Genomic DNA, 25,080 nt, shown 5'->3' on the forward strand with positions numbered 1-25,080 from the left:
AGGTAGTTTCTATTCAATCATTTTTCCATTCACTTTCACATTTTTGACTTTAAAACCGTCTACAAATGAATGCTCAAAATCGGCTTTCTTGGTGCGTATGTCCAAGTTTTCGAACGTAAAATCAGAAAGTCTATCGTGCTCAGTGATCGCTACGTCGAAAAATATATCGCATTCCAACTCAATGTTTTTCATCGTGATATGATCAGAGTAGGAAAGCGGTACCTCTTCTTTCCCTTTTAAATCAAAAAACTGAGTCCATGGTTTCACATAGAGAAAACTATGCGCTTGCCCTTTGATGTTTTCCACGGTGATATACTCGTAATGCTGTGGAGTATCCGGTCTCATTTTCAGCCAAAGTAAGCGGACAGCATCTTGGACTTTGATGTTTCGCATGATTACATTTTTATTGTGGATAGATTCGCTGCCGTTGGTCAAAGCAGAGTGGCAAAAGCCAAATTCACTATCCTCAATGATAATATTTGTGTTCTCTCCATTGTTTGGGTCTTCATCCGCCCAAGGGCCTTTACCACCTTTGAGCGCTATCGCGTCGTCATTCACTGCGAGATAGCATCCTTTTATCAGAACATTGGAAACTACATCCAGATCGATTGCATCCGTACTTGGCGCTTTCACCGGTTCATGTGGGGAGGTAATTGTGAGATCAAGTAATTTGATGTTTTTGCACTGATAGTAATGACTGCTCCAGAAGCCGGCGTTAATCAGACTCACATCCTGAACTTGCACATCATTACTTTTCCATATAAAAACCAATCGAGGTCTGGATACTTCTAAGTTGGTACAGTTTGGATCTTCTTTTCTACGCTGCCAAAAAGCCTCCCAAAATTTCAATCCATTTCCGTTAATCGTGCCTTTGCCAGAAATCGTAAATCCATCCACGCCATAAGCATTTACCAAAGCCGCGTAGTAATCCAAGTTTTGCCCTTCCATTCGGGAAGGGATCAAAGGGTAATTTGCAATGTCATCAGAACCTTTCAACACGGCGTCTTCAGTAACATGAAGGTGGGTGTTTGGCTTGAAAAATAAAGCTCCGCTCAAAAAAGTCCCCTTTGGAACAATCACCACTCCGCCGGTTTCTGCGGCAAGATCAATTACTGCCTGAATTTGTTCAGTTTGTAGTATGCTGCTGTCATTTTTTACCCCAAATTCCGTGAGTATATAAGGCTTACCCAGATCTTCAAGCTTCACTTTTGAATAGTCATGAAACCAGGGTGAAATTTCACTGCCATCAGGCCAAAGATCTTTTGCGCTTTCTTGAGGGAATGCGTGAACCGTAAATCTTAAAAGGAATATCAGGAAAAATGAGTATTTCATCTGTTTATAATTTGATTTTTATAGGTCATATGGAATCTCGCATAATACATAATCATCCCACCGTCTATTTCTTGCAACATGCTCGATTTCATAAGTTATAGAGTAGGGTGTATTGATTGAATTGATCCATAGTTAAAAGGAGTTGGTCGTTCATCTTTTAAGTTAAGAATCTTCTCTGTGGATTGGAAATCAGTTGTTGCTCCAAGTCTAATTGAAATAGTTTACTTTTCACTAATCATAGACGCTGCTTTTTTATAGAAATTGCCCCAAATAATAATCGCAGGGGTGTAGAAAGCATAAAGCATTCCACCCAAAAAAGACGCCCAACCAACGGAGTAAGGCCGGATTATCCATACCAAAAGGATTGAAAGTAAAGGAACGATAAACATAATAATCATTCTAAATCGCTGAAATTTTGCATGCAGCTCCTCATATGGGTTTAAGGCCAAGCTTTTCCTATTCCAAATCGACAAGTTATAAAACCAAAACAGAACAAAGTATAATGCAAATGCGATGGAGCCATAATAGATCATCAAATCAGGGATTTCGCCTGGTGAAATCTGTAATGTCAGTTCTGTGCCAAAGATAAGATTGGTCAGAAAGAGCGTCAAAAACCTTAATGGATATACATAGAAGATGATGAGCGCGATGAAGAGTGAGTTGAGAAAAATCAACCATGAACCTCTCATGGTATAAATCTCAGAGAAGCGCACATGTTCTTGCCAGATCACTATCAAAAATCCTATGCTAATCAAAAATGCAGGAAGTGTTTTTGTGAACACAATTAAATCCTCAAGTGAATTTGGACTGGCCAAGTTGAAGATCAAGAGCGTCACTGCAATTCCAAAAACTGCATCGGTTAGATTGTCAAGTCTCGAAGGACTTTCTCCTCGGTAGGTAATATTCGGATCTCTATGGTTAGAATTAAAAAGTTGGTTGCGCATGGTCAAAGTAATTTATCTCTTTAAGATAATCGATTTGAATCAGTGATAAAACTAAAATCTCTGACATCCATCCTGAAATTGCTGTCTTTGGAAGGTCAAATGCCCAACAGCCGCCCAGACCATCAAAGCGCCTAGGATAATTATAAAAACAGATTGAAAAGTAGAAATTTTGGGATTGTATATAAGATATTTTGCAAATGCAAAGATCAATTATACAAGAGTTTGCATATGTGTCTTATAGACTTTACTCCATCTTCTAAAAGATAATCCAATGGCCTGCTTGCCCATATCTACGGAAGCTATTTTTTCTGCTTTTTGGCTATCGATTACATCCAGAGTCCCCGGTTCGCCACCTATTCTTTCAACTGGTCATATTTCAGTCAATGGTTAGGTTTGATTTCTCAACAAATTGACCCGATATTAAGTTTTATTCAATTATCACTTGGCATGGAAATTAAAAAAAGCCCGCAGTTTGTGTCTGCAGGCGTAGTACTTAATTCGTTGATATAACCTTATTCAATCCCTTTCGCAGCGTCCTTATCCAAAAACCAGATCAAATCGCCGTGACTTGGCTGAACTAAATTCGCTGGGTAGCTAGCAAAATCTTTTTCCTTCTTGATGATTTCCTGCACTTTTTCGGCTTTGCCAGCTCCAGTTACTAAGAATGCAACGGATTTAGCGTTATTCACAATTTTACCAGTAATAGTCACTCGCTTTTGGTCAGAGTCAGGGTGGGTTGCGACAACACAGTTCTCTTTGGCATCCCAAAGTGAAATAGAATCAGGGAAAATAGAAACCGTATGCCCATCATCTCCCATGCCCAGCATCACAAGATCGAACTGAGGAATGTCATTCATTTTTGGGAGTTCTGAGTCCAATACTTGACTGTATCGATCAGCTTCTCCTTGAGGCTCATTTTCACCTAAAACCCTATGAATATTAGCCGCAGGAATCTCAATCTTCGTAAGTAAATGATCCACAGTCATCTTGTAATTACTTTCTGAATCGGAAGGCGGGACACAACGCTCATCACCCCAAAAGAAGTTGATTTTTGACCAATCAATTTCATTTCCAAAATGAGCTGCCAAATAATCGAAAACAATCTTTGGTGTACTGCCTCCAGAAAGTGCGATGTAGATTGTGTGGTCGCCCTTCGTTAAATCTTTAAAGTATTCTGAAAACTCCTGCGCAACTTGCTCTTTGCTCTCGTATATATTTAGTGTCATAGATTATTGTATTCTTTGGGATTAAAAAGGGAATAGCTAGATCATAGAATGCAAAAACCTGTTTCGTCAGTCAATCGATTTCCTGGATTTCTCCAGCCGAAATGACCTTCAAACAGGTCGTCAGAATTTCTAGGTCCCCAAGTTCCTGCCGCATAACCGTAGGTTGGGACATCCTCATTTTCCCAGTATTTGAGGATAGGATCCACAAACTTCCATGCTGCCTCCACTTCGTCCGCTCTTGCGTAAAGTGTAGTATCTCCCTGCATTGCGTCCAAAAGTAATCTTTCATAGGCATCCATAATTTCCGCAGAATCTAGATCAGAATAATAGAATTCCAAATTTGCCTGCTCTACCTGAAAGCCTAACCCTGGAACTTTGACTCCAAATTTCATCAAAATTCCCTCATCCGGCTGGATGCGGATAATCAGTTTGTTGTCCTTTTTGTATACATCCTGACTCTTGAAGACCTCATGCGCGGGAGACTTAAAGTGTATCACCACTTCAGTCACTTTTGTCGGCATATATTTAGCCGTGCGGACATAGAAAGGCACGTCTTTCCACCGCCAGTTATCCACAAAAAATTTAACTGCAGCAAAGGTTTCAGTCTTCGAATTGGGATCTACACCTTCTTCCTCACGATATCCTTTGACTTTTTTGCCATCGATGGTGGAGGCTACGTATTGACCTTTCATCGTATGTCTGGCCAGCTCGTCATGATTTTTCATGATTCGAAGTGATTTCAAAGCCTTGACCTTTTCGTCACGGATTTCTTCCGCACTGGAATTGATCGGTGGTTCCATTACAATGAGAGAAACCACTTGTAGCAAATGACTCTGGAACATGTCACGAAGGGCGCCAGATTTGTCATAATAACCTCCACGCTTTTCCACGCCTACGGTCTCAGCATTGGTGATTTCTATATGATGGATATAGCGTCGATTCCAGGTGGGTTCGAAGATGGAATTGGAGAAACGGGTAACAAGTATGTTTTGAACAGTTTCTTTTCCCAAGTAATGATCTATTCTATAAACCTGAGGTTCGTTGAAATACTTGTGTAATCCTTTATTTAACTCTTTTGCAGTCTCCAAACTGTAGCCAAAAGGCTTTTCTACAATGATCCGTTTCCAGCCTTTTTCTTCCTTCGTCAATCCTGCTTCACAAAGGTTTTTGGCAATTATCTCATATAAGCTCGGAGGCGTGGATAGATAGAAGATATAATTTTCTTCGCAGCCCATCTCCTCATTTAGCTTTTGGATTCTCTTAGCCAGCCCTTTGTAGCTACTGTCATAATTATCACCCAAGTCTTCATAGAAAAGTTTATCTGCAAAAGCAGCAATAAAGTTTTTGTCTTCTTTGCTGAATTTATCCTTCAAAAACTCGCTCTCCTGAACGACTTTCTGACGGAATTCTTGGTCTGTCATTGCACTTCGGCTTGCTCCCAAAACCACAAAATTCTCGGGAAGATGCTTGCCTTTATGCAAGTTATAAATTGCCGGAACCAGTTTGCGAGCTGTTAAATCACCTGACGCACCAAAAATTATTAGCATCTGGTTTTGTGTTTTTTTCATCAGTTTGGGCGTATTTTTATGTTTTTTGTATCAAAACTCGACTTTGGGTAGTCACAAATTTATCAATCTTACTAGAAAGCCAACCTTCAATCCATTAATTTTGGCCTGAGGAATCGCAAAATTAACCCATATTTATTTCTAACCTTGCAGGTAAGAAGGCATAGAAGCAAATTTGAAAAACAACAATAAGAAACGATGGATTATACGAATTATGATTTTGGATTAGTTGGCCTTGGTGTGATGGGGCAAAATTTTATTTTGAATGTCGCAGATAATAATTTCAAGGCTTTTGGCTACGACTTGGACCAAGAAAAGGTTGATGAGTTGAAAGAAGTAGGCGGTGATCTAGAGAAGGTGAGTGCATCCACTGATATTAAGACTTTTGTGCAGGCGCTGGCTTCTCCAAGAAAAATCATGTTACTCGTGCCGGCGGGAAAAATTGTAGATCAGGCAATTGAAAGTCTATTGCCATTATTGGATAAGGGTGATATCATCATAGATGGCGGAAATTCATTTTTCACTGATACAGATAGAAGAGAAGCATATTTAAGAGAAAAAGGGATACACTTCTTTGGTTGTGGAGTTTCGGGAGGTGCAGAAGGTGCCAGAAAAGGTCCCAGCATCATGCCAGGTGGAGATAGACTTGCATATGCTTATGTAAAACCTATTTTTGAGGCCGTTTCTGCGAAGTACAAGGGGGTGCCCTGCGTAGCATATTTGGGACCAAAATCGGCCGGAAACTATGTGAAAATGGTGCATAACGGCATCGAATACGCCATGATGCAGTTGACTTCAGAGATTTATGATTTGCTGAAAAAATCCTGTGACTTAAGTAATGAAGAATTACATCAAGTTTATGATACTTGGAATAGAGGACGCTTACAGTCATTTTTGGTGGAAATCACAGCAGAAATTTTTGCCCAAAAGGACGAGTTGACTTCAGGGGATCTTGTGGACATGATCTTGGATAAAGCAAAACAAAAAGGAACGGGAAAGTGGACTTCTCAAAATGCAATGGATCTGGGAATTCCTGTTCCTACCATCGATATGGCCGTAAGTATGCGGGAGATTTCTGCACTGAAGGATGAACGGGTTCTGGCAGACGAGCTGTATTCACGTCCGGAAGTTCCGTACATCTCAAAAGAGGAGTTGATCGCTCAGGCGGAACAAGCTTTGTACTTCTCGTTCATCATTGCATATGCCCAAGGTTTACATCAGCTTTCTTACGCTTCCAGGGATTATGGCTACGAGCTGGATATGGCTACTATCGCAAAGATCTGGAGAGCAGGCTGTATAATCCGAGCCGGTCTTTTGGCGGATATTGCAGAAGCTTATACTGCGGACAAGTCCATTCCAAATTTGCTTCTTTCTCCTTCCTTTGTTCCGAAAGTACAAGGGACATTGCCGGCTGTTCGTGAAGTGGTTGCTTTTGCTTCGAAAAATGGAATTCCTGTTCCCGGACTTTCCAGCGCGTTGAGTTATTTTGATGCGTACACGTCAACAAAACTTCCTCTTAACCTGATCCAGGCTCAGCGCGATCACTTCGGTTCACATACTTATGAGAGAATTGATAGAGAAGGTATTTTCCATACGGAATGGGGAACTTGATTAAGTTTTCAGTCTCAGTTTTAAGTAATGAGTAACACAAAAGCCCGTCAGATTACTGATGGGCTTTTGCGTTGAAAATGTACGCAAGTCCGGCTTCTGGAGAAGCAAGACAACTACCAGAAAGATAAATAAATCAATTGCGCTCTCCAGCGAAATTCTCCGCGTGCTCGGTGGTTAAAAAACTGAAAAACCGAAAAAACCTCCCAATCACTCGGGAGGTTTTGTTTTTATTCCGGACTATTGTCTTTTAATAAATCACTTTCACCAAACTGGTGATAACTGAAGCCATACGGATGGATTCGAAGATTCTCTCCTCGCTGGTTCCCAGTTCGATCAGGTGATTCTCGTGTGAAGCCACACACATCTGGCAGCCGTTCACTGCTGAAACAGCTGTAGAGATCAATTCAAAGAATTCTTTACCAAGTACAGGATTCATCATGATATTCATGCGAAGTCTGGCAGGGATTTGTCCATACTTTTCCTTTTCCACAAAGTGGCGGAATCTATACAGTACATTATTGCTGCTGAGCAAAGAAGCACATGCCACAGCTTCACCGATTTCGGCTAGTGTTGCTTCATTTTCCTCAGCCAGTTTTCTGAAAAATCTCTGAAGAGGATTGTTGGCTGCATTTGCTGCAAGCGCCAAACCCATCAACGCCACTTCCTTTTGGTTTAGCTTTTCGCCTTTCAGGATAGTCTTGAAGTTGAGTTTCAAATCTTTCACATATCTGGAATTAGCATCTCCCAGATTTCTCAACGATTCATTGGTAAATTCATCATTTAGCCCAACTACTTCCAAGAGTTCGGCCACTGATTGATTAATATTTAATACTTCCACGGTGTTAGATTTAGGTTTGAAACGAGCAAAGGAGATCATGAGACCTCCTTTGCTTTTATAAATTCGAGATCTGAATTAGTTCAGGTTCAAAGTAGCTTCTCCTTTTTCCCAATTACATGGGCAAAGCTCGTCAGTCTGAAGGGCATCAAGTACTCTCAACACTTCTTCTACATTTCTTCCTACTGAAAGGTCGTAGGCAGATACCCAACGAACGATACCCTGAGGATCGATAATGAAGGTAGCTCTGTAAGCGATTTTCTCATTTGCTTCCAGGATACCAAGTTCTTCTGCAAGAGACTTAGAAGTATCAGCAAGCATAGGGAATTTAAGGTCACGAAGATCTTCGTGATTATTTCTCCAAGCCAAGTGAACAAATTCTGAATCGGTAGAAGCACCTACCAAAACAGTGTCTCTGTCCGCAAATTCACCTGCATTCTTGTTGAATTCAGCGATTTCCGTTGGACAGACGAAAGTAAAATCTTTTGGCCACCAGAACATTACCATCCATTTGCCATCGGCAGTATGGATATCGTTGCTTATAGTCTTGAATTCTTGTCCTTTTTCTCTTGATACTACTGCGGTTTTTTCGAAAGTTGGGAATTCTGCGCCCAAGCCAAGCATTTTGTTGCTCATAATATTTTAAGGTTTAGTTTTCAAATTTGTTCTACAAAGTTGCCTTACATTTCCACATAAATCAAATTAATAATTGTTATCTATTCATAACTTTAAATTATATGACACTTACACAATTAGAGTATATCATAGCATTGGATAAGGCATTTTGTGACAGCTGCAGATAGCTGCAATGTATCCCAGCCGAACCTTACTACGCAGGTGAAAAAGTTGGAGGAAGAGATCGGTGTCAAAATTTTTGATCGTGATACAAAACCACTCCAGCCCACAATTGCCGGTAATTTGATCCTATTGAAGGCAAGAAAAATTCTTAAAGAAGTTTCGGAATTAAAAGAATTTGTCCTCACTGAGAAGGAATCGTTGGAAGGGCAGTTTACCCTAGGAGTTATTCCGACCATTTCTCCCTATTTACTTCCTTTGTTTTTACCTGCCTTTGTCAAAGCAAATCCCCAAACGAAATTGCTGATCCGGGAAATGCAGACGGCTGATATCATTCAGGAATTGCAGCGAGGTACCTTGGATGTGGGATTGCTTGCCACTCCTTTGGAAGAGAAAAGCATCAGAGAAATCCCGCTTTTCTACGAACCATTTCTCTTGTATTTTCCTGAAGACCATCCATTTTTAAAAAGAAAGCATTTCATTCCTGCCATGCTGGATCCCAATCAAATTTTGGTATTAGACGAAGGACATTGCTTTCGTGATCAGATACTTTCTATTTGCAACAGCAAAGCCTCCAAAAACAACTTTGGATTTGAGTTTCAGAGCGGCTCCATAGAATCCCTTATGCGGCTGGTGGACAAAGGTATTGGCTATACGCTTGTTCCAGAAATGGCGGTGTTGGAGAAAAAAGACACGGGTTTGCTAAGAAGATTTGATGCGCCGGAGCCTGTGCGGGAAATCAGTCTGGTAGTAACCAAGAACTTCACCAAAAATGTACTTATCCAAGCGATCAGGAAATCAATCTTGGTTTCGATCCCTGAGCGTTTTCAGAAAGAAGAGCAGTATAAGATGGTTAATTGGAAATAAATAGTATTACTCTGATCTCAAGGAATCAACAGGATTTGCCATGGCAGCTCCTAATGACCTGAATCCAACTGTGATAAAGGCAATCACAAAGGTGATTCCCAGCCCAATGAGGAAAATGGCAGGTCCGAGCGAAATCTGATACGCAAACTCCTTCAAAACCATTCTCATAACAAAAGCTGCAATTGGGGTTGCAATCGCAAAACCGATAAGAATCAGCTTCGAAAATTCTCTAGAGAAGAGCAACACAATGCTCTGAGAAGAAGCTCCAAGCACTTTTCTGATGCCAATTTCTTTTGTTTTATTATTGGCCATAAAAGTGACCAATCCGAATAAGCCAAGACAACCTATGAAAATTGCCAGAGATGAGAAGAGTGCCAGAACAGTGGAGGTCTTTCTTTCACCATTATACATGTTGAATATCTGATCGTCTAAAAAGCTGTAACTGAAAATATATTCCGGATAAGCCGCTTCCCACTTACTTTGGACCTGAGTCAGATTTTGCTCAAAACTATTTCCTTCTATTTTCAGGGCAATGCTATGAAATCCACTCAGGTTATTCAGTAGGATTACTGGTTCAACTGGCTTTGAGAGCGAAGTTGAATTGAAGTCTTTGACTACACCCTTTACCGGCATTTTATTCCCCCAGAGGTCGATTTGCTCACCTACCAGATCATTATAGTCCTCAAATCCGGCTTGTTTGGCCAACGTTTCATTAACCACAAATCCAGACATGGTATCCAGATCGGACAATCCAGTGCCTGCCAGCAATTCCAGTTCGAACAGCGCTATGTAGTCTCCATCTACTTCCTTTATTTGAGTACTGATCGGTTCGTCTTTACCCGGAATACTGAAGCTAGTTCCCAATACGCTGTTGGATGAAGGCGGGGCATTGTTCAGACTTACCATTGAGATACCGGGTAAGCGCTGCAATTCGGCTTTGAGAGTTCGCATCACGCTTTCGTTTTGGATAGTATCTGTTTGCTCATTTACTGGGATTGGCAAGGTGACGATAGCTTCCTTCTGAAATCCAATATCCTTGTTCTGCATATAACTGAACTGGGAATACATCACCAGTGTAGCGATGATGAAAAACTGGGAAATAAAAAACTGGACAACAACCAATGAGCTTCTTACAGAAAATCCGGATTTTTTTTCAAAACTATTTGATGAGTATACCTTCCCGCCTTTGCCTGAGGAAATAATCCAGGCCGGATATAATCCAGAAAGAACTGTAACTAAAATCATTACACCTATTAAGTAAATCCAGGCTATATATTCTGATCCAAGGTTAAAGGATAAGTCCAGCCCTAGGTAAGGATTAATGAATTTCAAAAGAAATTCGCCGAAGATTATGGACAAGCCAGTCGCAATAAAAGTGATCAAGAACGTCTCACTAAGGAGTTGTGAAATAAGCTGAGTTCTAGAGCTCCCGAGTATCTTCCTAATTCCGATTTCTTTGTTCCGTTTTACTGCAGCAGCCGTCGTCAGGTTTATAAAATTGATACAGCAGCTCACCAATAAGACCAGTCCGATGACTAAGAAAGTGATCTTGGCAATAAAGGGCATTTTTGATCCATAATTTCCAAAACGCATATCACTGTGAAGTGTATTTAGTGGTTGGGCTATAAAGTTTTTCCCAAAGCCATTTGCCTCTTTTTCTCCATAATATTTATTGGTGAATCCTGGCAATTGAGCTTCCAGATTTTCGATTGATGCATTTTCATTAAGTAAGAAATAGCAGTTGTCTGAGTCCGAAATTCCTCCCCACTGACTTGATTCCTTTTGTTTTTTGATAGTAGCATAGGAGAGCATGAGGTCTATAGGCAAATCTGTTTTCGCAGGGTAATCTTGCATGATTCCTGTGATTTTGTACAGTTCCTCATCATATTTGATCAGCTCACCTACGGGATCCTTTTCTTTGAAATATTCTTTGGCCCACTTGCTTGATATTAACGCGGTATTTGGGTCTTCAATACTAGCATAGTCCCCTGTCAATAGATCTCTGTCAAAAATCTCAAAAAATGACGGTTCTGCATAAGCCAGCCCTTGGGGCATTTCTACCTTGGAAAATGAACCGTCAGTTTTTGCAAAACCTACCAATGAATTGCGGCGGTAGGAAGTAAATGTGGCAGCCTTCACCTCACTCTCAAAATCCTCCCTGAATGCACTAACCAAAATAGGCGGGATACCTTGGGTAAAGGATTCTCCATTACTGGTTTTCTCCGAAGTCACCACCCGGTATATTTTATCTTTGTTCTTGTGGTAACTATCATAATTGGATCCATTGTGTACAATTAAAAAAAGTATCAGACTCCCTGTTATGCCTAGCATTAGACCGGCTATGTTGATGATGGAGTTGGTTCTCTCCCGTCGGAGAATTCTAACTGCAGTTTTTAGGTAATTATTGATCATAACTGAGGTATTTATCTATTACTAATTCGAGATTGGCAAAGAATAAGCCAGTAGAAAAAGGTCCATACAGCCTCAAATCTGGAATAAATCAGATTCCCACGTACGATTACGGGATTGATTGTCCAACCACGGACAAACTTGCCTTTTCTCACGTCAGACTTTATTTAGTAGTTGAATCTAAAGGGAAATCAGGTAGCTAAACTCAATTTTTCTATCCCCGAACAATTGATTATGAGATTCTATGTTGAATTTCACTTGTGGGAATTGGCCGGCGCAATTTGATCATTTGAAATGATCGATCCTCTGGGAAAACATAATTTGACGTATTATTTGATTACCTGAATAGCTAATTCTGCCGCGAGCTTGTCCAAGCTAACTGATGCAGTATTGCTAAGTATGAGTATCTAAAATATGAAAAAGTATTGCCTGAGCTCTCATAGTCGATCCTGGCCTTTTCACTATCGTGTACATGTTTTTGTTTATTTCATAGTCTTCATACACCCAAAGGCCAAACCCATATTCTCCAAGTCCTGATTCAAACATTTTGTCAAGTGACTCTTGGTTTACAAGCTTAAGTCCAAATAATGCATTTGAAAATTGTAGTATGCCGTAGAGTACATAGCTCCAGCTGCATACCAATTTTCTATGTAAACCGGTAAATCTGGCATCAGTCTGTTCAAGTCATCTCTGAAAAAATATGTGCTTGCTAGGTTTTGAACAATATTGTCTTGATGAACCAGCCTGTATTTTTCATTTGTATGGGCATTAAAATATTCTCGACGATAGCTTGTTCATATGTTTTAGCATAAATTTTCTCAATAATTTTTCCTAATACAATGTAGTCTGCATTATTATAACCGAATACTTTCCTGGGTTCATTGACGAGATTTCCACTGCAGAAATCGCTCAAAAGTTGATCGGAGCTTTGGGGGCTTTGGTAAAGTGGGATACCACTCGTTAACGCACTTTCCATAGAGGATATCGTGTCAATATTTACTAATCCAGAGGTATGATTAAGGAGTTGATGAACGATTACCTTTTCGCCACCCTCACCTGTGTAGTCAGGTAAGTAAGTTTTTATTTTTCCATTTAATTCAATCTTACCACCTTCGACTAATTGCATGGCAAGTACTGAGGTAAACAACTTGGTAATTGAAGCAATTTTAAATTTTGTCTTAATATTAGTAGGGACCTCAAATTCAAAATTTGCCAATCCAAAACTTTTATGATAAATAGTTTTAGAGTCCTGGTTTATCAAAATTGTCCCATTAAAATTAGTATGGTTTGTGAAGGAGTCTAGAAATTCATCCAAAGTTGTTTGTTGTCCAAATAAATTATATGAAAATCCGACTAGAATAAGAAGCAGTAGAAGTTTTTTCATTTAAAATGTAGTTTAGTCAATAGTCAGATGTAGTTGCGAGACATCTGATATTCGGGTTTTATTTCCGGTATTAACTACAAAGTGGAAGCCAAGCAAAATTTTGCTCAAATGCTCTGAAATAAAAGGTTTTAGAATTTCGCCTGTTCGGAGGTGGAATTCATTGTTCTCTCTCGGACAAAAGTTAGGTAAAAAGAAAATTTATTGAAGGTTCGATTCGAAGAAAAGAGTAAAATTAAGAATTCAAGATGAGCTTCATACCTACTTGCCTTTGAGCCATTTTACTTTTCTGAAACCACCAAGGATTAATAAAGCAAAGGATAACAAATTAGGAGATCGAGTGTGTCTCTTATCTTGATAATTTCCCTTAGTATTTTTTTGGCATTTTAGTAAAGTCGTAATCTGGTTGTACACGGGAATTTTGGATTTGCATACAAATTATCCTGCAAGAAATCTATGGCGCGTAATAAGGAAGCAAACCAGACTTAAAAATTTTCAACTGGCATTCAGCTAGTTAAGTCTTACTTATTTTTAATAATAAACTATTCGCATCTTTTTTTTAAAAAGAATGTAGTTTTCAAGAAAAAACCAGATGAAATCGAGCCTGCCTACCGGACCAGGAAGGCATGACGAAGAACGTCACACAGAGGGTGATTATTTCCCGGGCAAGATTCCATCCCGTTTCCTTCGTCACGGGACAGGTGTGACCGTTGAAAGAAAAATATAAACACATGAAAAAACTTTTAATTCTGCTGATAGTTGTCAGCTGTTTCTTTAGTCCAAGCTACTCACAGGAGTTGGATAAGATACCTTATACTGTCAAAGAGTTGGGACTCAAAAGACTAGACGAGTATTCAGGTTTTGTAGGCTCAAATGAAAATGGGATCTACCTGATTAGAAACTCTGAGAATGTTACAGGATTATATGGGACAATGGCGGAAGTCTACATTGACCAATTCAACTCTGATTTTGAGTTACAGAACAGCATATATTTGGAGGGGTTTTTCTCTAGGCTAGATAAGCCTAGAAGCCTTGATAGAGTTGAATTTGTTCATTTGTCTCCTCAGGGGAAATTATATTTAGGTTATACAACCTACGGTAAAGGAAATTCAGAATTTTATATAGGCGAAATCGATCAACAAACTGGAAAGATCGATTCGAAAAAATTGATTTTTTCAGCTGAGAATATAGATCTACGTCAGAGAGTTTCAATAGTGGAATCGGAGGATAAAAAATTGCTTGGAATTTACTCACTTGTTCCTAACAAGTATGGGGGATTTGAGTCACATCTTTTCACCGCAGCGTTGACGCAGGATATTGAAGTGGTAAAGTCTAATATGGTGGTATTGCCAATTAAAATACCGTGGTCTTCTTCCGATATTCTAGGTATAACTAAGAGTAATTCTAACGCTACTTTTAATTTTGGCAACGGTGGAGATTTTAGTTTTGTAATGCGTGTAAATATTAAGGGAGCTGCTAAGAATGGGGTAAAAGATTATTACTATACTATTTATAGTATTCAGAATGAACCGGGTGAATACTTACAAGCAGCCTTGGGAACTGCCGACACCAATTTTATAAACGATGTATCCATTCATAAGCTGGATGATAATAATTTGGTATGTGTTGGAAGATATTCCTCCTATTCTAATACTACAGAAATAACAGAAGGTTTAGCGATCTATACCATAGATAAAAGGAATTTTAAGGATCCAAAGTATATTTTTATTCCCTTTACTAAGGATCAATTGGAAAAGCTAACACCTAAGGTAGGGCAATCAATGCAGAGATTGGCGGAAAAAAATTATAACCAAAAAGAACTAGAGAGTGGGATACCTTATTTTACCATCACTTCTTCAAAAGTTAAAGATAACGGTAGTATTTCTATTAGAACGGAATTGAAGTATTTCCGGTATAGCCTTATCAATCTTGGAAACCTATCAATAATTGATTTCGATAAGAATGGAATAAATTCAATCCAATCGATAGATAGAAATCAGGAGGAAGCTACTATTACAGGCAATATATTTTCTCAGATATCCACTGATAATTTACAATTGTTTATTGATCAAAATCGGGGAGAGAAAATTATTAGACTCCAAAGCATAGAAAATAATATACCTACAAAAATTTATGAATTAATTAACACTAAAACAGATAAAGACTTTTCTTTAACTGACAGATACAATATTGTAGAGAGCACCAAGAAGCTAGTATTTGTACTCAATCAGAATAAGTCTGCAAAATTCTATCAATTTGACATCTCTGATCTTTATCCCTAATCCACCTCAAAAATCAACTTCATCGTAATCGACGCAGTTTTGTTCTTGTCTGCGGTATTGAATGTTCCGCCCCAGGAATAGTCTTCTCCGGAGTTTTGGCCCGTGATCTGGAAGATTCCCATATTGGCTGAGATCAGATCCCCAAGATCTCCTTTGGAGTTTTCGGCAATCCGTTCGGCACGGATACGGGCATCTTCGGTTGCCTTAGCTATCATTTCCAGTTTCAAAGATTCCAGTTCGGTGTAGTAATACCGTGGGGATTGAGAATAAAAGGCAATTCCCTGATTAAGCAATTCGGTGATTTCACGGCTGATTTTCTCCACTTTTTCTATCTCCTTGGATTCGATCTTCAAGGATTGATTGAGTGTGTACCCGTCAAACGTCTGTCCGAGGTAGCGCCCATCGTTGGAATAGTTTTGCTGATACTTGGGATTCGTATTGACCGCATTGAAAATCAGTTTTTCTGCAGGAATTCCTTTTGAAATTAAATAGTCAGTCACCAATTTTTTGTCTTTCTCCAAATCAGCATAGGCAGATTTTAAGTCGAAGCTTTCGCGGCTGAAATTTCCTTCCCATACTACTAGATCAGAAGTGAAATTGCTTTCTCCGAGACCTGTGACATTGATTGTGCCTTGAGGTCTGTTTCTGTTTATAATAGCATTTCCCAGTACAATGGAGGCTATTACGATCGCTAAGGCGAAAAGAATGGAAGAAAGGTTATTTTTCATGTTTTCTAAAAATTAAGGTTAAAATATGTGTCCCTATGAGAGAACAAATAACCCGCCAAATAGTAGGTTAGATTCTGAGGTTGGGATATTTTAACGATCAATAAACTCGCTGCTTATATTCCTGTTCCTTAGGACTATTCAGATCTATCAAATAACCATTTACGACAGCGTATTTTCTCACCCCATCCTTTTCCAAAAAGAAATTAGTCGATTCTCCAGTTCTCCAGCCACCGGAAAAACTAGCTGTACTTTTTAACACTAAAATTGGAAGCTGATGTAAATCGCCTCTTGCTCCCTTTTTCACTTTCACAGCTAAATATCCTTGCTTTAAAAGATCCAATGTCTTTGCTATGTCTATTTCATTCACAGATTCAAATGCTGTTTCATAAACTTTTCCTTCAGCATATTTCAACCCTGTCGCATCAAATTCTTCCAATCCAAAATACACCTGCATATCGCCTAGATCATCTACAGTCCCAGTCACAAAAAATGTATCGCCTGCACTCGAATCTCTCCTTCTGATACCTAGATCCACGGGATAATATTTTCCATTAACAGGGACTTGCACCTTCTTGATTAATAGATCCACCAATTGCAGATCATTGTCAGGAATGGCGAAATACTGCTCTGTACTGTATTGCTCATAACTTCTGGTTGCGATTTGCTCCAGCGCATTGAGGATAATCATAAAATTCAGCTGACGAATGTATTGTTTGTCTGGGTCATTAGGATATCCGCCCGACTCGATCAAAATAGTACTGGTACCCCACTTCGTGAAGTTGTCACCAAAGGCTCTCGGCTCAAACGCATCGTCGTATTTTCCCACGTGACCAGGTACAAGTTGCTGTAATACCTCATTCATTCCCACGATTGTTTGCATTGCTCTAGTCCGCACATCATTCACATCAGTATTATAATTATAAGCAGGTGCCAAAACCGAAATTGTAGCCTGTTTCGGGGTGCCAGATGCATTATAATAAATTTGTTGATCGTGAAGATTAAAACCAAACTCAGGTTCAAAATCGTCTCTTGCACCCTTTAGAATCACTGCTTCTGGGGAGATCTGTGAAATTGCATCTCTGTTCAAATCAATATCAATTGCATTTCTACGCTTGAACGCTTCAGCACCGTCTGGATTGATCATAGGGATAAACTTAAGATCCAGATTTGATTTCAAAAGATCCCGGAGTTCATCATACTCATCTCCACTTGATTCCAGGAAATTGAATAAATCAAAAAGTGACATGGTAGCCGTACTTTCATTTCCATGCATTTGAGACCAAAGCATCACCTTAGTTTTACCATTTCCCCAATCCAAACTGGAAATACTTCTCCCTTCTACCGATTCACCCAATTTATTGACCTGAAAAGCATCTGAATGCTTCTGAATCAAGGGTTGAAGATCGGCATGCTTAACTCTCCTGTGAGTGATTGCAGGTTCTTTAAATTTGGAATAGGCTGATTCAAGAGTTGCGACAGTTGTTGCTTTTGAGGAGATTGTGTTTGCCGTTTTACAACTAATTGTTGAAATCAAAAACAGCAAAAACACGCTACTTGAGAGTATAGAACTGGCTTTCATAATTATTTCTATTTACCTTGAATAAATTGTAAATCTATCGATCATACAAGCAAAAATCCGTTTAATTTTGCTTCAAATCGAATATTCTCCCAAATGAAATTATCCTATCAAGTCGTAGATCTTCCTCTCAAGCATACATTTACTATTGCACATCAAAGCAGGGACGTGCAAGATACGTTGATTGTAAAACTGCAAGATGGTGCATTTTATGGGTTAGGTGAATCTACTACAAATCCTTTTTATGGCATGACGATTACTAATATGTCGGAATGTTTGGAAAAATTCAGGCCAATCGTCGAAAAAGGTGAATGGGAAACTCCTGAAAAACTTTGGGATTTAGGCAAAGAAGTATTCGTTGACAACCCTTTTGCACAATGTGCTTTAGATATGGCTGCATGGGATCTGTATGCGAAAAAACAAGGAAAAAAGCTTTATGAAGTACTGGGCCTGAATCCTGCTGATATTCCTCTGACCAACTTTACTATCGGGATTGATACGGTCGAAAAGATGGTTGCAAAAATGAAGGAAGTTCACTGGCCGATTTACAAAATCAAATTGGGGACTTCAGATGATTTGGCTATCATCCGTGAGCTCAGAAAGCACACGGATGCGGTTTTTAGAATTGATGCAAATTGTGCCTGGACTGCTGAACAGGCCATAACCTATTCTGTGGAGCTGGAAAAGTTGGGAGTGGAATTTATGGAGCAGCCACTAGGAAAAGATGATCTGGAGGGGATGAAGGAAGTGTTCAAGCATAGCAAACTGCCAGTGATCGCAGATGAAAGCTGCATTGTAGAATCTGATGTGAAGAAATGCCATGGTCTTTTCCATGGAATCAATGTGAAGCTGGTGAAAGCTGGAGGCATCACTCCAGGACTCAGAATGATACACGAAGCAAAGAAACTGGGGATGAAAACGATGGTTGGCTGCATGACCGAATCCTCTGTAGGAATCACAGCCATTGCTCATATTGCGCCACTTCTGGATTATGTAGATATGGACGGTGCAATGCTGCTATCTAAAGATCCTGCAAAAGGAATAATAATCACACCCGAGCAAACCATTTTCCCAGAAGGGAATGGAATAGGCGCGGAAATGATTAGTTAATTATCAAGTAGCTAGACGCTAGTATTAAGACAATAGAGCCAAGAATTTGGAATCAAGAGTCTAGATTTAGAGCCTTGAAAATATGATGAATAAGTAAAAAGCCAGGGCGATGTAAATCACCCTGGCTTTCGCTTATTTTTTCTGTCAGCTTGAAATCGTGCACCGGACATCCAGCATTTTTCTCAATTAACTATCGCTTACGATTAGCTTAAAACCTTCGCCGTGCACAGTAATGATTTGCACTTTTGGATCGTCTTTTAGGAGCTTACGGATTTTGCTTAGATACACATCCATGCTTCGTGCATTGAAGTAGCTATCATCTCCCCAGATTTGCTTGAGTGCATGACTTCTATTTACCAAATTGTTGATTTCAGAAGCCAATAGACGGATGAGCTCATTTTCTTTGGAAGTCAACTTGTGACGACCTTTTGGACCGTCTAAGACTTGCTCATCGTAGTGAAGGACAAAGCCTCCAAAGGAGTAAACCTTTAATGGATTAATCTCTTCGCTTTTATGCGTTCTCCGAAGGATTGCATTTACTCGAAGAAGTAATTCTTCCATGCTAAACGGTTTAGTGAGGTAATCGTCAGCACCAATTTTGAGACCTTCGATGATGTCATCCTTTTGATTTTTTGCTGTAAGAAAAAGTATAGGAAGATTTTCTTCAACTTTCTTAATTTCCTTAGCTAAGGTGAATCCGTCTTTTTTTGGCATCATTATATCGAGAAGGCAAAGATCAAATTTTCCCTTCTTGAATTTGTTCCAACCTTCCTCACCATCTCGGCAAAGCGTAGGTTCATACCCTTTCATTTCCAAATATTCCTGTAGAATATCTCCCAAATTTGGATCGTCTTCGACCACTAATAGTTTCGCTTTACTCATTGTTTCTTTGGTAAGTTAATGGTGAATGAGCTTCCTTTTCCAAGTTCGCTACTTACTTGAATCCCTCCTTTATGAGCTTCCAACATGGTTTTTACATAAGATAATCCAAGGCCAAAGCCTTTGACATCATGTACGTTTCCTGTGGGAACCCGATAGAATTTATCAAAAATTTTCCGTTGTGCATCTTTATTCATCCCTATTCCTTCATCCTTGATGGTGATGAAGACTTGCTCTGAATTGTCTTTAGCCTCTATACTTATCTTTGGATTTTCCGGTGAATACTTATTTGCATTGTCCAGAAGGTTGTTGAAAATATGAGTGAGGTGAAAAAGATCTCCCTCTATCATAGGTTCATTCAATTCATTGATGAAGTCGATTTGTCCTCCTTTTTTCTCAACCTGAAGTTCAAAATGATCAACCGTGGTTTCCAAAATTTCTACCAGATTTAACAATTCAATTTTCAGCTTGAAATCTTTCTTATCCAACGCGGCAGCCTGAAGAACGTTTTCTACCTGCGAAACCAAGCGCTTATTTTCATCTTTGATAATACCCAAATATCTAGAACGGAACTTGTCCTGACTAGACAATTCTGGATCTTGAAGTGCCTCCACAGCCAAACTCACTGTAGCCAGCGGCGTCTTGAATTCATGCGTCATGTTATTGATAAAATCATTCTTTGTGTCCGACAGGGCTTTTTGGCGGATAATTACCTTGATCGCATAGATGAAACAAGAAATAATCACAGCTATAAAAAGAATAGAGCTTGATATAGGGAGCCAAACTTCGCGAATCACATGAGTACTTTTTTCTGGGAAATAAACCATTAAGAAATTCTCCTTACCAAAAATATCATTAGGAAAGAGTCTAGCTTGAATGCCTTTTTGAACCAAGACAAATTGCTGCTTTACAGGGCCGATAGGTAGCAATAACCCATCATCTTTGAGCAGACCTAATTCAAACCCCTCTGAAATATTTCTTTCCAACAAGTATCCTTTCAATATCCTTCTAACTTTTGTAGTGTCCAGTCTATCCAATATTGCCTTTTGTCCGGCAGTAATCTCGTCTACATATTTGTTGATAAAATCGATTTTAGCATTTGTTCTATATACTTTTTCCAACGCATCTGGACTGATATTGAACTCTGGCCTCATCTCTATCACTGATAGACTTTCTGTTTCGCTTTGGCTTTTTGGAGAAGCTTCGAGTCTACTCAAGTACTGGAATTGACGTTCTTTTTCTTTAAGCAAAACCTCCATTTCATCTGGAGTGAACATTTTAGATGCTAATTCAGGAGTCATATAAGCGAAAAAAGCTTCCAGCTCTTCAAGTTGATTCATATCCACTCCCTGCGATTCAAGAATTCTTCTGAAAGTCTGGCTAACTCTCGGAGCAGGCTCTTGAAAGAACGAGTCCACCAGCGAAGGCCTAGGCCTGGAAATTCGTCGGGAACTTACCGTTACGTCAAAATCAATGGGGTCGATTTTTTCAAACAGTGATCTGCTAATGATGGAATCCTGCATCATATAGCCATAAAATGTCGCTGAAGTTTCCCCTTTTTCTAGCTGATCGACTGTGGCGGAAAGTGCCTGATAGACGTTTTGATCGAATCGTTCTCTATTAATACGAATAGCATTTTTCACCCAATAGAATTGGAAGCCCATCAGACCGAAGCTGGCCAGGGACATCAAGACAACGATTAGGATGATGTTACTTTTCGACATTGTGCAAATTTAATCCTATAATCAGGCCATGGGGAGGGGTTAACAATATTTAACCGGCCCACAATTGGTGGAAAGTTGATCAATTTCAACTCCTTCTTCTATATTTAGGTTCGAAAACAGCGTTTTCTTAATTACACTATAACTAAATGAAAATAGGGGGCGTATGCCTCCTTTTTTTGTTATTTGGCTATCTTTGCCCGCAAATTTCAGATAATGTCAGCACCTCAACATCCTACTCAACTCCAGGGAGTAAGCTTAGAATCAATAGCCCAAGAATTCGGTACACCAGTATATATATATGATGGAGAGAAGATAGTCAGCCAAATCAAATCACTCCAGTCTGCTTTTGCTACTGTACCCTTGAGAATCAAATATGCGACCAAAGCATTATCCAATATCACTATTTTGAAGTTGGTGAAAAAAGCTGGTGAAGGTGTAGATGCTGTGTCCATTGAAGAGGTAATGATTTGCATGCAAGCTGGATTTACTGCAGCTGAGATTATGTACACGCCCAGCGGTGTGAATTTCCGTGAGGTACAGCAAGCAGTCGAATTGGGTGTCATGATCAATCTTGACAGTATCCCGCTCATGGAGGAATTTGGTGCTACTTATGGTAGTACAAAGCCTGCATGCATCCGAATCAATCCGCACATAATGGCGGGTGGCAATGCCAAAATTTCTGTAGGACATATTCAAAGTAAGTTTGGCATTTCCATCCAGCAACTTCCGGAGATTTTAGAAGTGGTGAAGAAATATGAAATCAAAGTAATTGGTCTTCATATACATACCGGTTCTGACATTCTTGATGCTGAGATATTCCTGAGAGGAGGAAATGTACTGTTTGATGCTGCAATGAATTTTCCAGATCTTACCTTTTTGGATTTTGGAGGGGGATTCAAAGTCGCTTACAAGTCTGGTGATCCGTCCACTGATATTGCAGAAGTTGGCACAAAAGTATCGGCTGCTTTCAATCAGTTTTGTGAGAAATATGGTCGGAAACTGGAGCTTTGGCTTGAGCCAGGAAAGTTTTTGGTGAGTGAATCAGGCTATTTAGTAGTGGAGTCAAATGTGGTTAAAAAGACACCTCAGATTACATTTGTGGGTGTGGATTCAGGTTTGAATCACCTGATCAGACCGATGATGTATGACGCATTTCATGATGTGTATAATTTGAGCAATCCTGACGGGGAATTGAATCCATATAATGTTGTGGGCTATATCTGCGAAACTGACACGCTCGCAAAAGATCGAATGCTTGCAAAAGTCTCGAAAGGCGATCTTTTGGTATTTAAAAATGCTGGGGCCTATGGGATTAGTATGTCATCCAATTACAATTCCAGGCTACGTCCTGCTGAAGTTTTGGTGTGGGAAGGAGAAGCTCAATTAATAAGAAAACGCGAAATTTTTGAAGATTTAATCAGAAATCAGATCGTTTTAGACATTTAATCTTATATTTCCTTGCCCACAAATCCATTGGTATAATTATTGAACAGAGTGTTTACTTATTTGAAAGAGCTATTTAGGTAGCAATTTCAATGAAACAATGATTTGAAACTAATCGTGATTGAACGCCTCAATCTTAAGCCCTAGTAGTTTCAAATCTTTAATTCATAATTATATAACCTTTGCCATTTTACAAATGCATAAATTTGTCTGGTATTGGTGTAATTTTCTATGTATAGGAGAATAATTGGTGTATTCATTACTATAGGGGCTATTTGTTGCATTTTTTCTAATGTAATAGCTCAAGATACCCAGTACTCTCAATTCTATGCTGCCCCTCTTTACTTAAATCCTGCATTGACAGGAGCCAGCGAACTTACACGCATTGGTGTCAATTACCGAAATCAATGGCCAGGTTTAGACCAAAATTTCAATTCCTATTCAGCCTATATTGATCATTATATAATGGATTACAATAGTGGAATAGGGTTGATTTTTAATGGAAGCCAAGAGAGTATGGCAAATCTATCAACCAATGAAATTGGGCTTTCCTACGCCTACAGGTTAAAGTTGAGTGAGGATATGTTTTTCAGAGTTGGAGGCATGGTAAGTTATATGCAGCGTGATGCATTTTTCTCAGACCTTGTGTTTGGAACACAGATCGATATCATCAATGGCACGATTGGAGGGATAACTGATGAACTCAATGGAATTCCGATAGATAGTCGTTATAGTTTTGCTGATTACAGTGTTGGAGGCATGTTTTACTCCAAGAATATCTGGCTTGGTGCATCTGCTCATCATCTTTCTGAGCCAAATACTTCATTTGTAGAGGGGCAAATCTCCAAGCTGCCTATGAAACTATCCGCTCAGGGAGGGATAAAGTTTGATTTGGGTGGTGGCCGAAGGAATTACTTTACTCACGCTTATTCAGAGCGTTCTATCTCCTTTGCATTCAATTACAAACAACAAGATCCTTTTAATCAATTAGATGTGGGTGCTCAGCTCTACCTTGAACCATTAGTTCTTGGCGTTTGGTACCGAGGGATACCTACTAAAAATAATCTTCCCAATAATGAAGCATTCATAGGTTTGGTGGGCGTTTCCTTGGAAAATGGCCTTGACGTTGGATATTCTTATGATGTGACCATTTCGAAATTAGGTTTGAGGAATAGTGGAGGGGCACATGAGATTTCACTCACTTATTCCTTTTTATGGGGCGATGAAAAAAGTAGAAACCAAAGGGGGAGAGTTATTCCTTGCTTTAGGTATTAAGCTAATTAGTAACCACTTATACCTTTTTTAATAAATCTCTAAAAATCACATTTTTTGTGTTTTCAAAATGAGTACTGCTGGTAGAACCTCCTTTGTGCCATGTTATAAGTAGTGATCAAAACAAAGCAAGTGGTTAATGGCTTTTACTTAAAACCTCTTTTTTATGTTCAAAACACTAAGATTAATTTTAGGTGATCAGCTGAATTCCCATGATTCCTGGTTTGAAGAAAGAAATACCTCCACCACTTATCATGCTAGAGTTAAGGCAGGAAACTGATTATATACCTCATCATATTCAAAAGGTAATTGCATTTTTTCCCAGTATGAGAAACTTTGCCCAGCATTTAAGTAATCAAGGGCATCAGGTCAACTATTTCCAGTTGGACCACAAGGATAATTCCCAGGATTTGGAGAAAAATGATTGCTTCCATTGTGAAGAAAAACAACTTTTATATGTTTGAATATCAGTTGCCAGACGAGTACCGGCTAGATGAGCAACTGAAGTCAATCATTGGATCACTTACGATCCCTTGCCGTAGTGTAGATACAGAGCATTTTTTGACTGAGCGGGAATATGTTAAAGACTTCTTCCAAGGAAAGAAAACTTTTCTGATGGAGAGTTTTTATCGTCAAATGTGTAAAGATTTTGATATCCTTATGGATGGTGAGTTTCTCGATGAATACCAAAATGATTTCTCCTCTTGAAGTAGTAAAGAAAGTTGAGGAATATTGGTCCGCTCATCAGGATCAAATTTCTATTTCCCAGGCAGAAAGGATTTATCCGACAGATTCTTGGGTGGCGGGAATATATGTGGGGGATTTATTGGGCTAAAATGCCTGATTTTTCAGGATTAAATTTCTTTAATCACAACAGGAAGTTACCGGAATGGTTTTGGACTGGCGACACAAAAATGAAATGCCTGAGTCATTCCATAGGTCAGTCGCTAGATTTAGCTTATGCTCACCATATTCAGCGATTAATGGTAATAACCTGAGTTCGATTTTAAAAAGCGGCTAATTGATTTGTTTCGACGGGTTGATAGTTGATTGCTGGCTTTTTAGGGAAGAAGGAATAGGCAATTAATCCAGAAATAAGGT

Annotated in this window: 22 protein-coding genes and 1 pseudogene; 9 read left to right on the top strand and 14 right to left on the bottom strand. The window is 39.3% G+C overall.

The annotated features are described in order from the left end of the window. Nucleotides 1-9: 9 nt before the first annotated feature. The 4 genes from SYJ56_RS14920 to zwf form a co-directional block, all read right to left on the bottom strand. Nucleotides 10-1,332, bottom strand: a complete 1,323-nt coding sequence (locus SYJ56_RS14920; protein ID WP_323835416.1) for a rhamnogalacturonidase — start codon at nucleotides 1,330-1,332, stop codon at nucleotides 10-12. Nucleotides 1,333-1,553: 221 nt separating this feature from the next. Next, complete coding sequence (locus SYJ56_RS14925; protein ID WP_323835418.1) at nucleotides 1,554-2,276, bottom strand: TMEM175 family protein; 723 nt, start codon at nucleotides 2,274-2,276, stop codon at nucleotides 1,554-1,556. A gap of 512 nt (nucleotides 2,277-2,788) precedes the next feature. Beyond that, a complete protein-coding gene (gene pgl / locus SYJ56_RS14930) occupies nucleotides 2,789-3,502 on the bottom strand; it encodes a 6-phosphogluconolactonase (RefSeq protein WP_323835420.1) in 714 nt (237 codons plus the stop codon). Nucleotides 3,503-3,543: 41 nt separating this feature from the next. Next, nucleotides 3,544-5,070, bottom strand: a complete 1,527-nt coding sequence (gene zwf / locus SYJ56_RS14935) for a glucose-6-phosphate dehydrogenase (RefSeq protein ID WP_323835422.1) — start codon at nucleotides 5,068-5,070, stop codon at nucleotides 3,544-3,546. 195 nt (nucleotides 5,071-5,265) lie between these two features. Between zwf and gndA the strand changes: the two genes are divergently transcribed. Continuing rightward, nucleotides 5,266-6,678, top strand: a complete 1,413-nt coding sequence (gene gndA / locus SYJ56_RS14940; RefSeq protein ID WP_323835424.1) for an NADP-dependent phosphogluconate dehydrogenase — start codon at nucleotides 5,266-5,268, stop codon at nucleotides 6,676-6,678. Between the two features lie 247 nt (nucleotides 6,679-6,925). Here gndA and SYJ56_RS14945 read toward each other — a convergent pair whose 3' ends face one another. Continuing rightward, nucleotides 6,926-7,516, bottom strand: a complete 591-nt coding sequence (locus tag SYJ56_RS14945) for a carboxymuconolactone decarboxylase family protein (protein WP_323835426.1) — start codon at nucleotides 7,514-7,516, stop codon at nucleotides 6,926-6,928. 75 nt (nucleotides 7,517-7,591) lie between these two features. After that, a complete protein-coding gene (locus SYJ56_RS14950) occupies nucleotides 7,592-8,149 on the bottom strand; it encodes a peroxiredoxin (RefSeq protein WP_323835428.1) in 558 nt (185 codons plus the stop codon). A gap of 150 nt (nucleotides 8,150-8,299) precedes the next feature. Here SYJ56_RS14950 and SYJ56_RS14955 point away from each other — a divergent pair, with 150 nt between their 5' ends. Continuing rightward, nucleotides 8,300-9,175, top strand: coding sequence for a hydrogen peroxide-inducible genes activator (locus SYJ56_RS14955; protein WP_323835430.1), 876 nt, complete (start codon nucleotides 8,300-8,302; stop codon nucleotides 9,173-9,175). A 6-nt stretch (nucleotides 9,176-9,181) separates the two neighbouring features. Here the strand turns inward: SYJ56_RS14955 and SYJ56_RS14960 are convergent, their stop codons facing one another. The 3 genes from SYJ56_RS14960 to SYJ56_RS14970 form a co-directional block, all read right to left on the bottom strand. After that, nucleotides 9,182-11,587 carry an ABC transporter permease gene (locus SYJ56_RS14960; RefSeq protein WP_323835432.1) on the bottom strand — a complete coding sequence of 802 codons (2,406 nt, stop codon included), beginning with the start codon at nucleotides 11,585-11,587 and terminating at the stop codon, nucleotides 9,182-9,184. Between the two features lie 390 nt (nucleotides 11,588-11,977). Continuing rightward, nucleotides 11,978-12,130 (bottom strand): hypothetical protein, encoded by a 153-nt coding sequence (locus tag SYJ56_RS14965; RefSeq protein WP_323835434.1) that lies wholly within the window; start codon nucleotides 12,128-12,130, stop codon nucleotides 11,978-11,980. 163 nt (nucleotides 12,131-12,293) lie between these two features. Next, the gene (locus tag SYJ56_RS14970; protein ID WP_323835436.1) at nucleotides 12,294-12,968 is read right to left on the bottom strand and encodes a serine hydrolase domain-containing protein; all 675 of its coding nucleotides are present in this window, start codon (nucleotides 12,966-12,968) and stop codon (nucleotides 12,294-12,296) included. Between the two features lie 589 nt (nucleotides 12,969-13,557). Here SYJ56_RS14970 and SYJ56_RS14975 point away from each other — a divergent pair. Next, a complete protein-coding gene (locus tag SYJ56_RS14975) occupies nucleotides 13,558-13,692 on the top strand; it encodes a hypothetical protein (protein ID WP_323835438.1) in 135 nt (44 codons plus the stop codon). A gap of 4 nt (nucleotides 13,693-13,696) precedes the next feature. Beyond that, entirely contained in the window at nucleotides 13,697-15,247 is a 1,551-nt protein-coding gene (locus SYJ56_RS14980) for a hypothetical protein (protein WP_323835440.1), read from the top strand. On the opposite strand, the gene SYJ56_RS14985 is transcribed toward SYJ56_RS14980, so the two are convergent. Together SYJ56_RS14985 and SYJ56_RS14990 are read right to left on the bottom strand one after the other, a co-directional pair. Then, nucleotides 15,244-15,975, bottom strand: a complete 732-nt coding sequence (locus SYJ56_RS14985) for an SIMPL domain-containing protein (RefSeq protein WP_323835442.1) — start codon at nucleotides 15,973-15,975, stop codon at nucleotides 15,244-15,246. The genes SYJ56_RS14980 and SYJ56_RS14985 overlap by 4 nt on opposite strands. Nucleotides 15,976-16,072: 97 nt before the next feature. Then, entirely contained in the window at nucleotides 16,073-17,554 is a 1,482-nt protein-coding gene (locus SYJ56_RS14990) for a M14 family zinc carboxypeptidase (protein ID WP_323835444.1), read from the bottom strand. Between the two features lie 93 nt (nucleotides 17,555-17,647). Between SYJ56_RS14990 and SYJ56_RS14995 the strand changes: the two genes are divergently transcribed. After that, the gene (locus SYJ56_RS14995) at nucleotides 17,648-18,661 is read left to right on the top strand and encodes a dipeptide epimerase (RefSeq protein WP_323835446.1); all 1,014 of its coding nucleotides are present in this window, start codon (nucleotides 17,648-17,650) and stop codon (nucleotides 18,659-18,661) included. Between the two features lie 186 nt (nucleotides 18,662-18,847). On the opposite strand, the gene SYJ56_RS15000 is transcribed toward SYJ56_RS14995, so the two are convergent. Both SYJ56_RS15000 and SYJ56_RS15005 read right to left on the bottom strand, forming a co-directional pair. Further along, nucleotides 18,848-19,543, bottom strand: a complete 696-nt coding sequence (locus SYJ56_RS15000) for a response regulator transcription factor (RefSeq protein ID WP_323835448.1) — start codon at nucleotides 19,541-19,543, stop codon at nucleotides 18,848-18,850. Then, nucleotides 19,540-21,264 (bottom strand): sensor histidine kinase, encoded by a 1,725-nt coding sequence (locus tag SYJ56_RS15005; RefSeq protein WP_323835450.1) that lies wholly within the window; start codon nucleotides 21,262-21,264, stop codon nucleotides 19,540-19,542. The genes SYJ56_RS15000 and SYJ56_RS15005 overlap by 4 nt, the downstream gene beginning before the upstream one ends. Nucleotides 21,265-21,477: 213 nt before the next feature. Between SYJ56_RS15005 and lysA the strand changes: the two genes are divergently transcribed. From lysA to SYJ56_RS15025, 4 genes are all read left to right on the top strand, one after another. Then, nucleotides 21,478-22,710 carry a diaminopimelate decarboxylase gene (gene lysA / locus SYJ56_RS15010; RefSeq protein WP_323835452.1) on the top strand — a complete coding sequence of 411 codons (1,233 nt, stop codon included), beginning with the start codon at nucleotides 21,478-21,480 and terminating at the stop codon, nucleotides 22,708-22,710. 228 nt (nucleotides 22,711-22,938) lie between these two features. Then, on the top strand, nucleotides 22,939-23,982 hold the full coding sequence (locus SYJ56_RS15015; RefSeq protein WP_323835454.1) for a PorP/SprF family type IX secretion system membrane protein: 1,044 nt from the start codon (nucleotides 22,939-22,941) through the stop codon (nucleotides 23,980-23,982). Between the two features lie 251 nt (nucleotides 23,983-24,233). Next, a complete protein-coding gene (locus SYJ56_RS15020) occupies nucleotides 24,234-24,443 on the top strand; it encodes a cryptochrome/photolyase family protein (protein ID WP_323835461.1) in 210 nt (69 codons plus the stop codon). Next, a complete protein-coding gene (locus SYJ56_RS15025) occupies nucleotides 24,436-24,687 on the top strand; it encodes a cryptochrome/photolyase family protein (protein ID WP_323835456.1) in 252 nt (83 codons plus the stop codon). Before SYJ56_RS15020 ends, SYJ56_RS15025 begins: the two co-directional genes overlap by 8 nt. Nucleotides 24,688-24,985: 298 nt before the next feature. Here SYJ56_RS15025 and SYJ56_RS26060 read toward each other — a convergent pair. Then, a pseudogene (locus SYJ56_RS26060) lies at nucleotides 24,986-25,080 on the bottom strand (IS982 family transposase); the annotation flags it as partial.

It is taken from the genome of Algoriphagus aurantiacus, assembly GCF_035156405.1.
Lineage (GTDB): Bacteria > Bacteroidota > Bacteroidia > Cytophagales > Cyclobacteriaceae > Algoriphagus > Algoriphagus aurantiacus.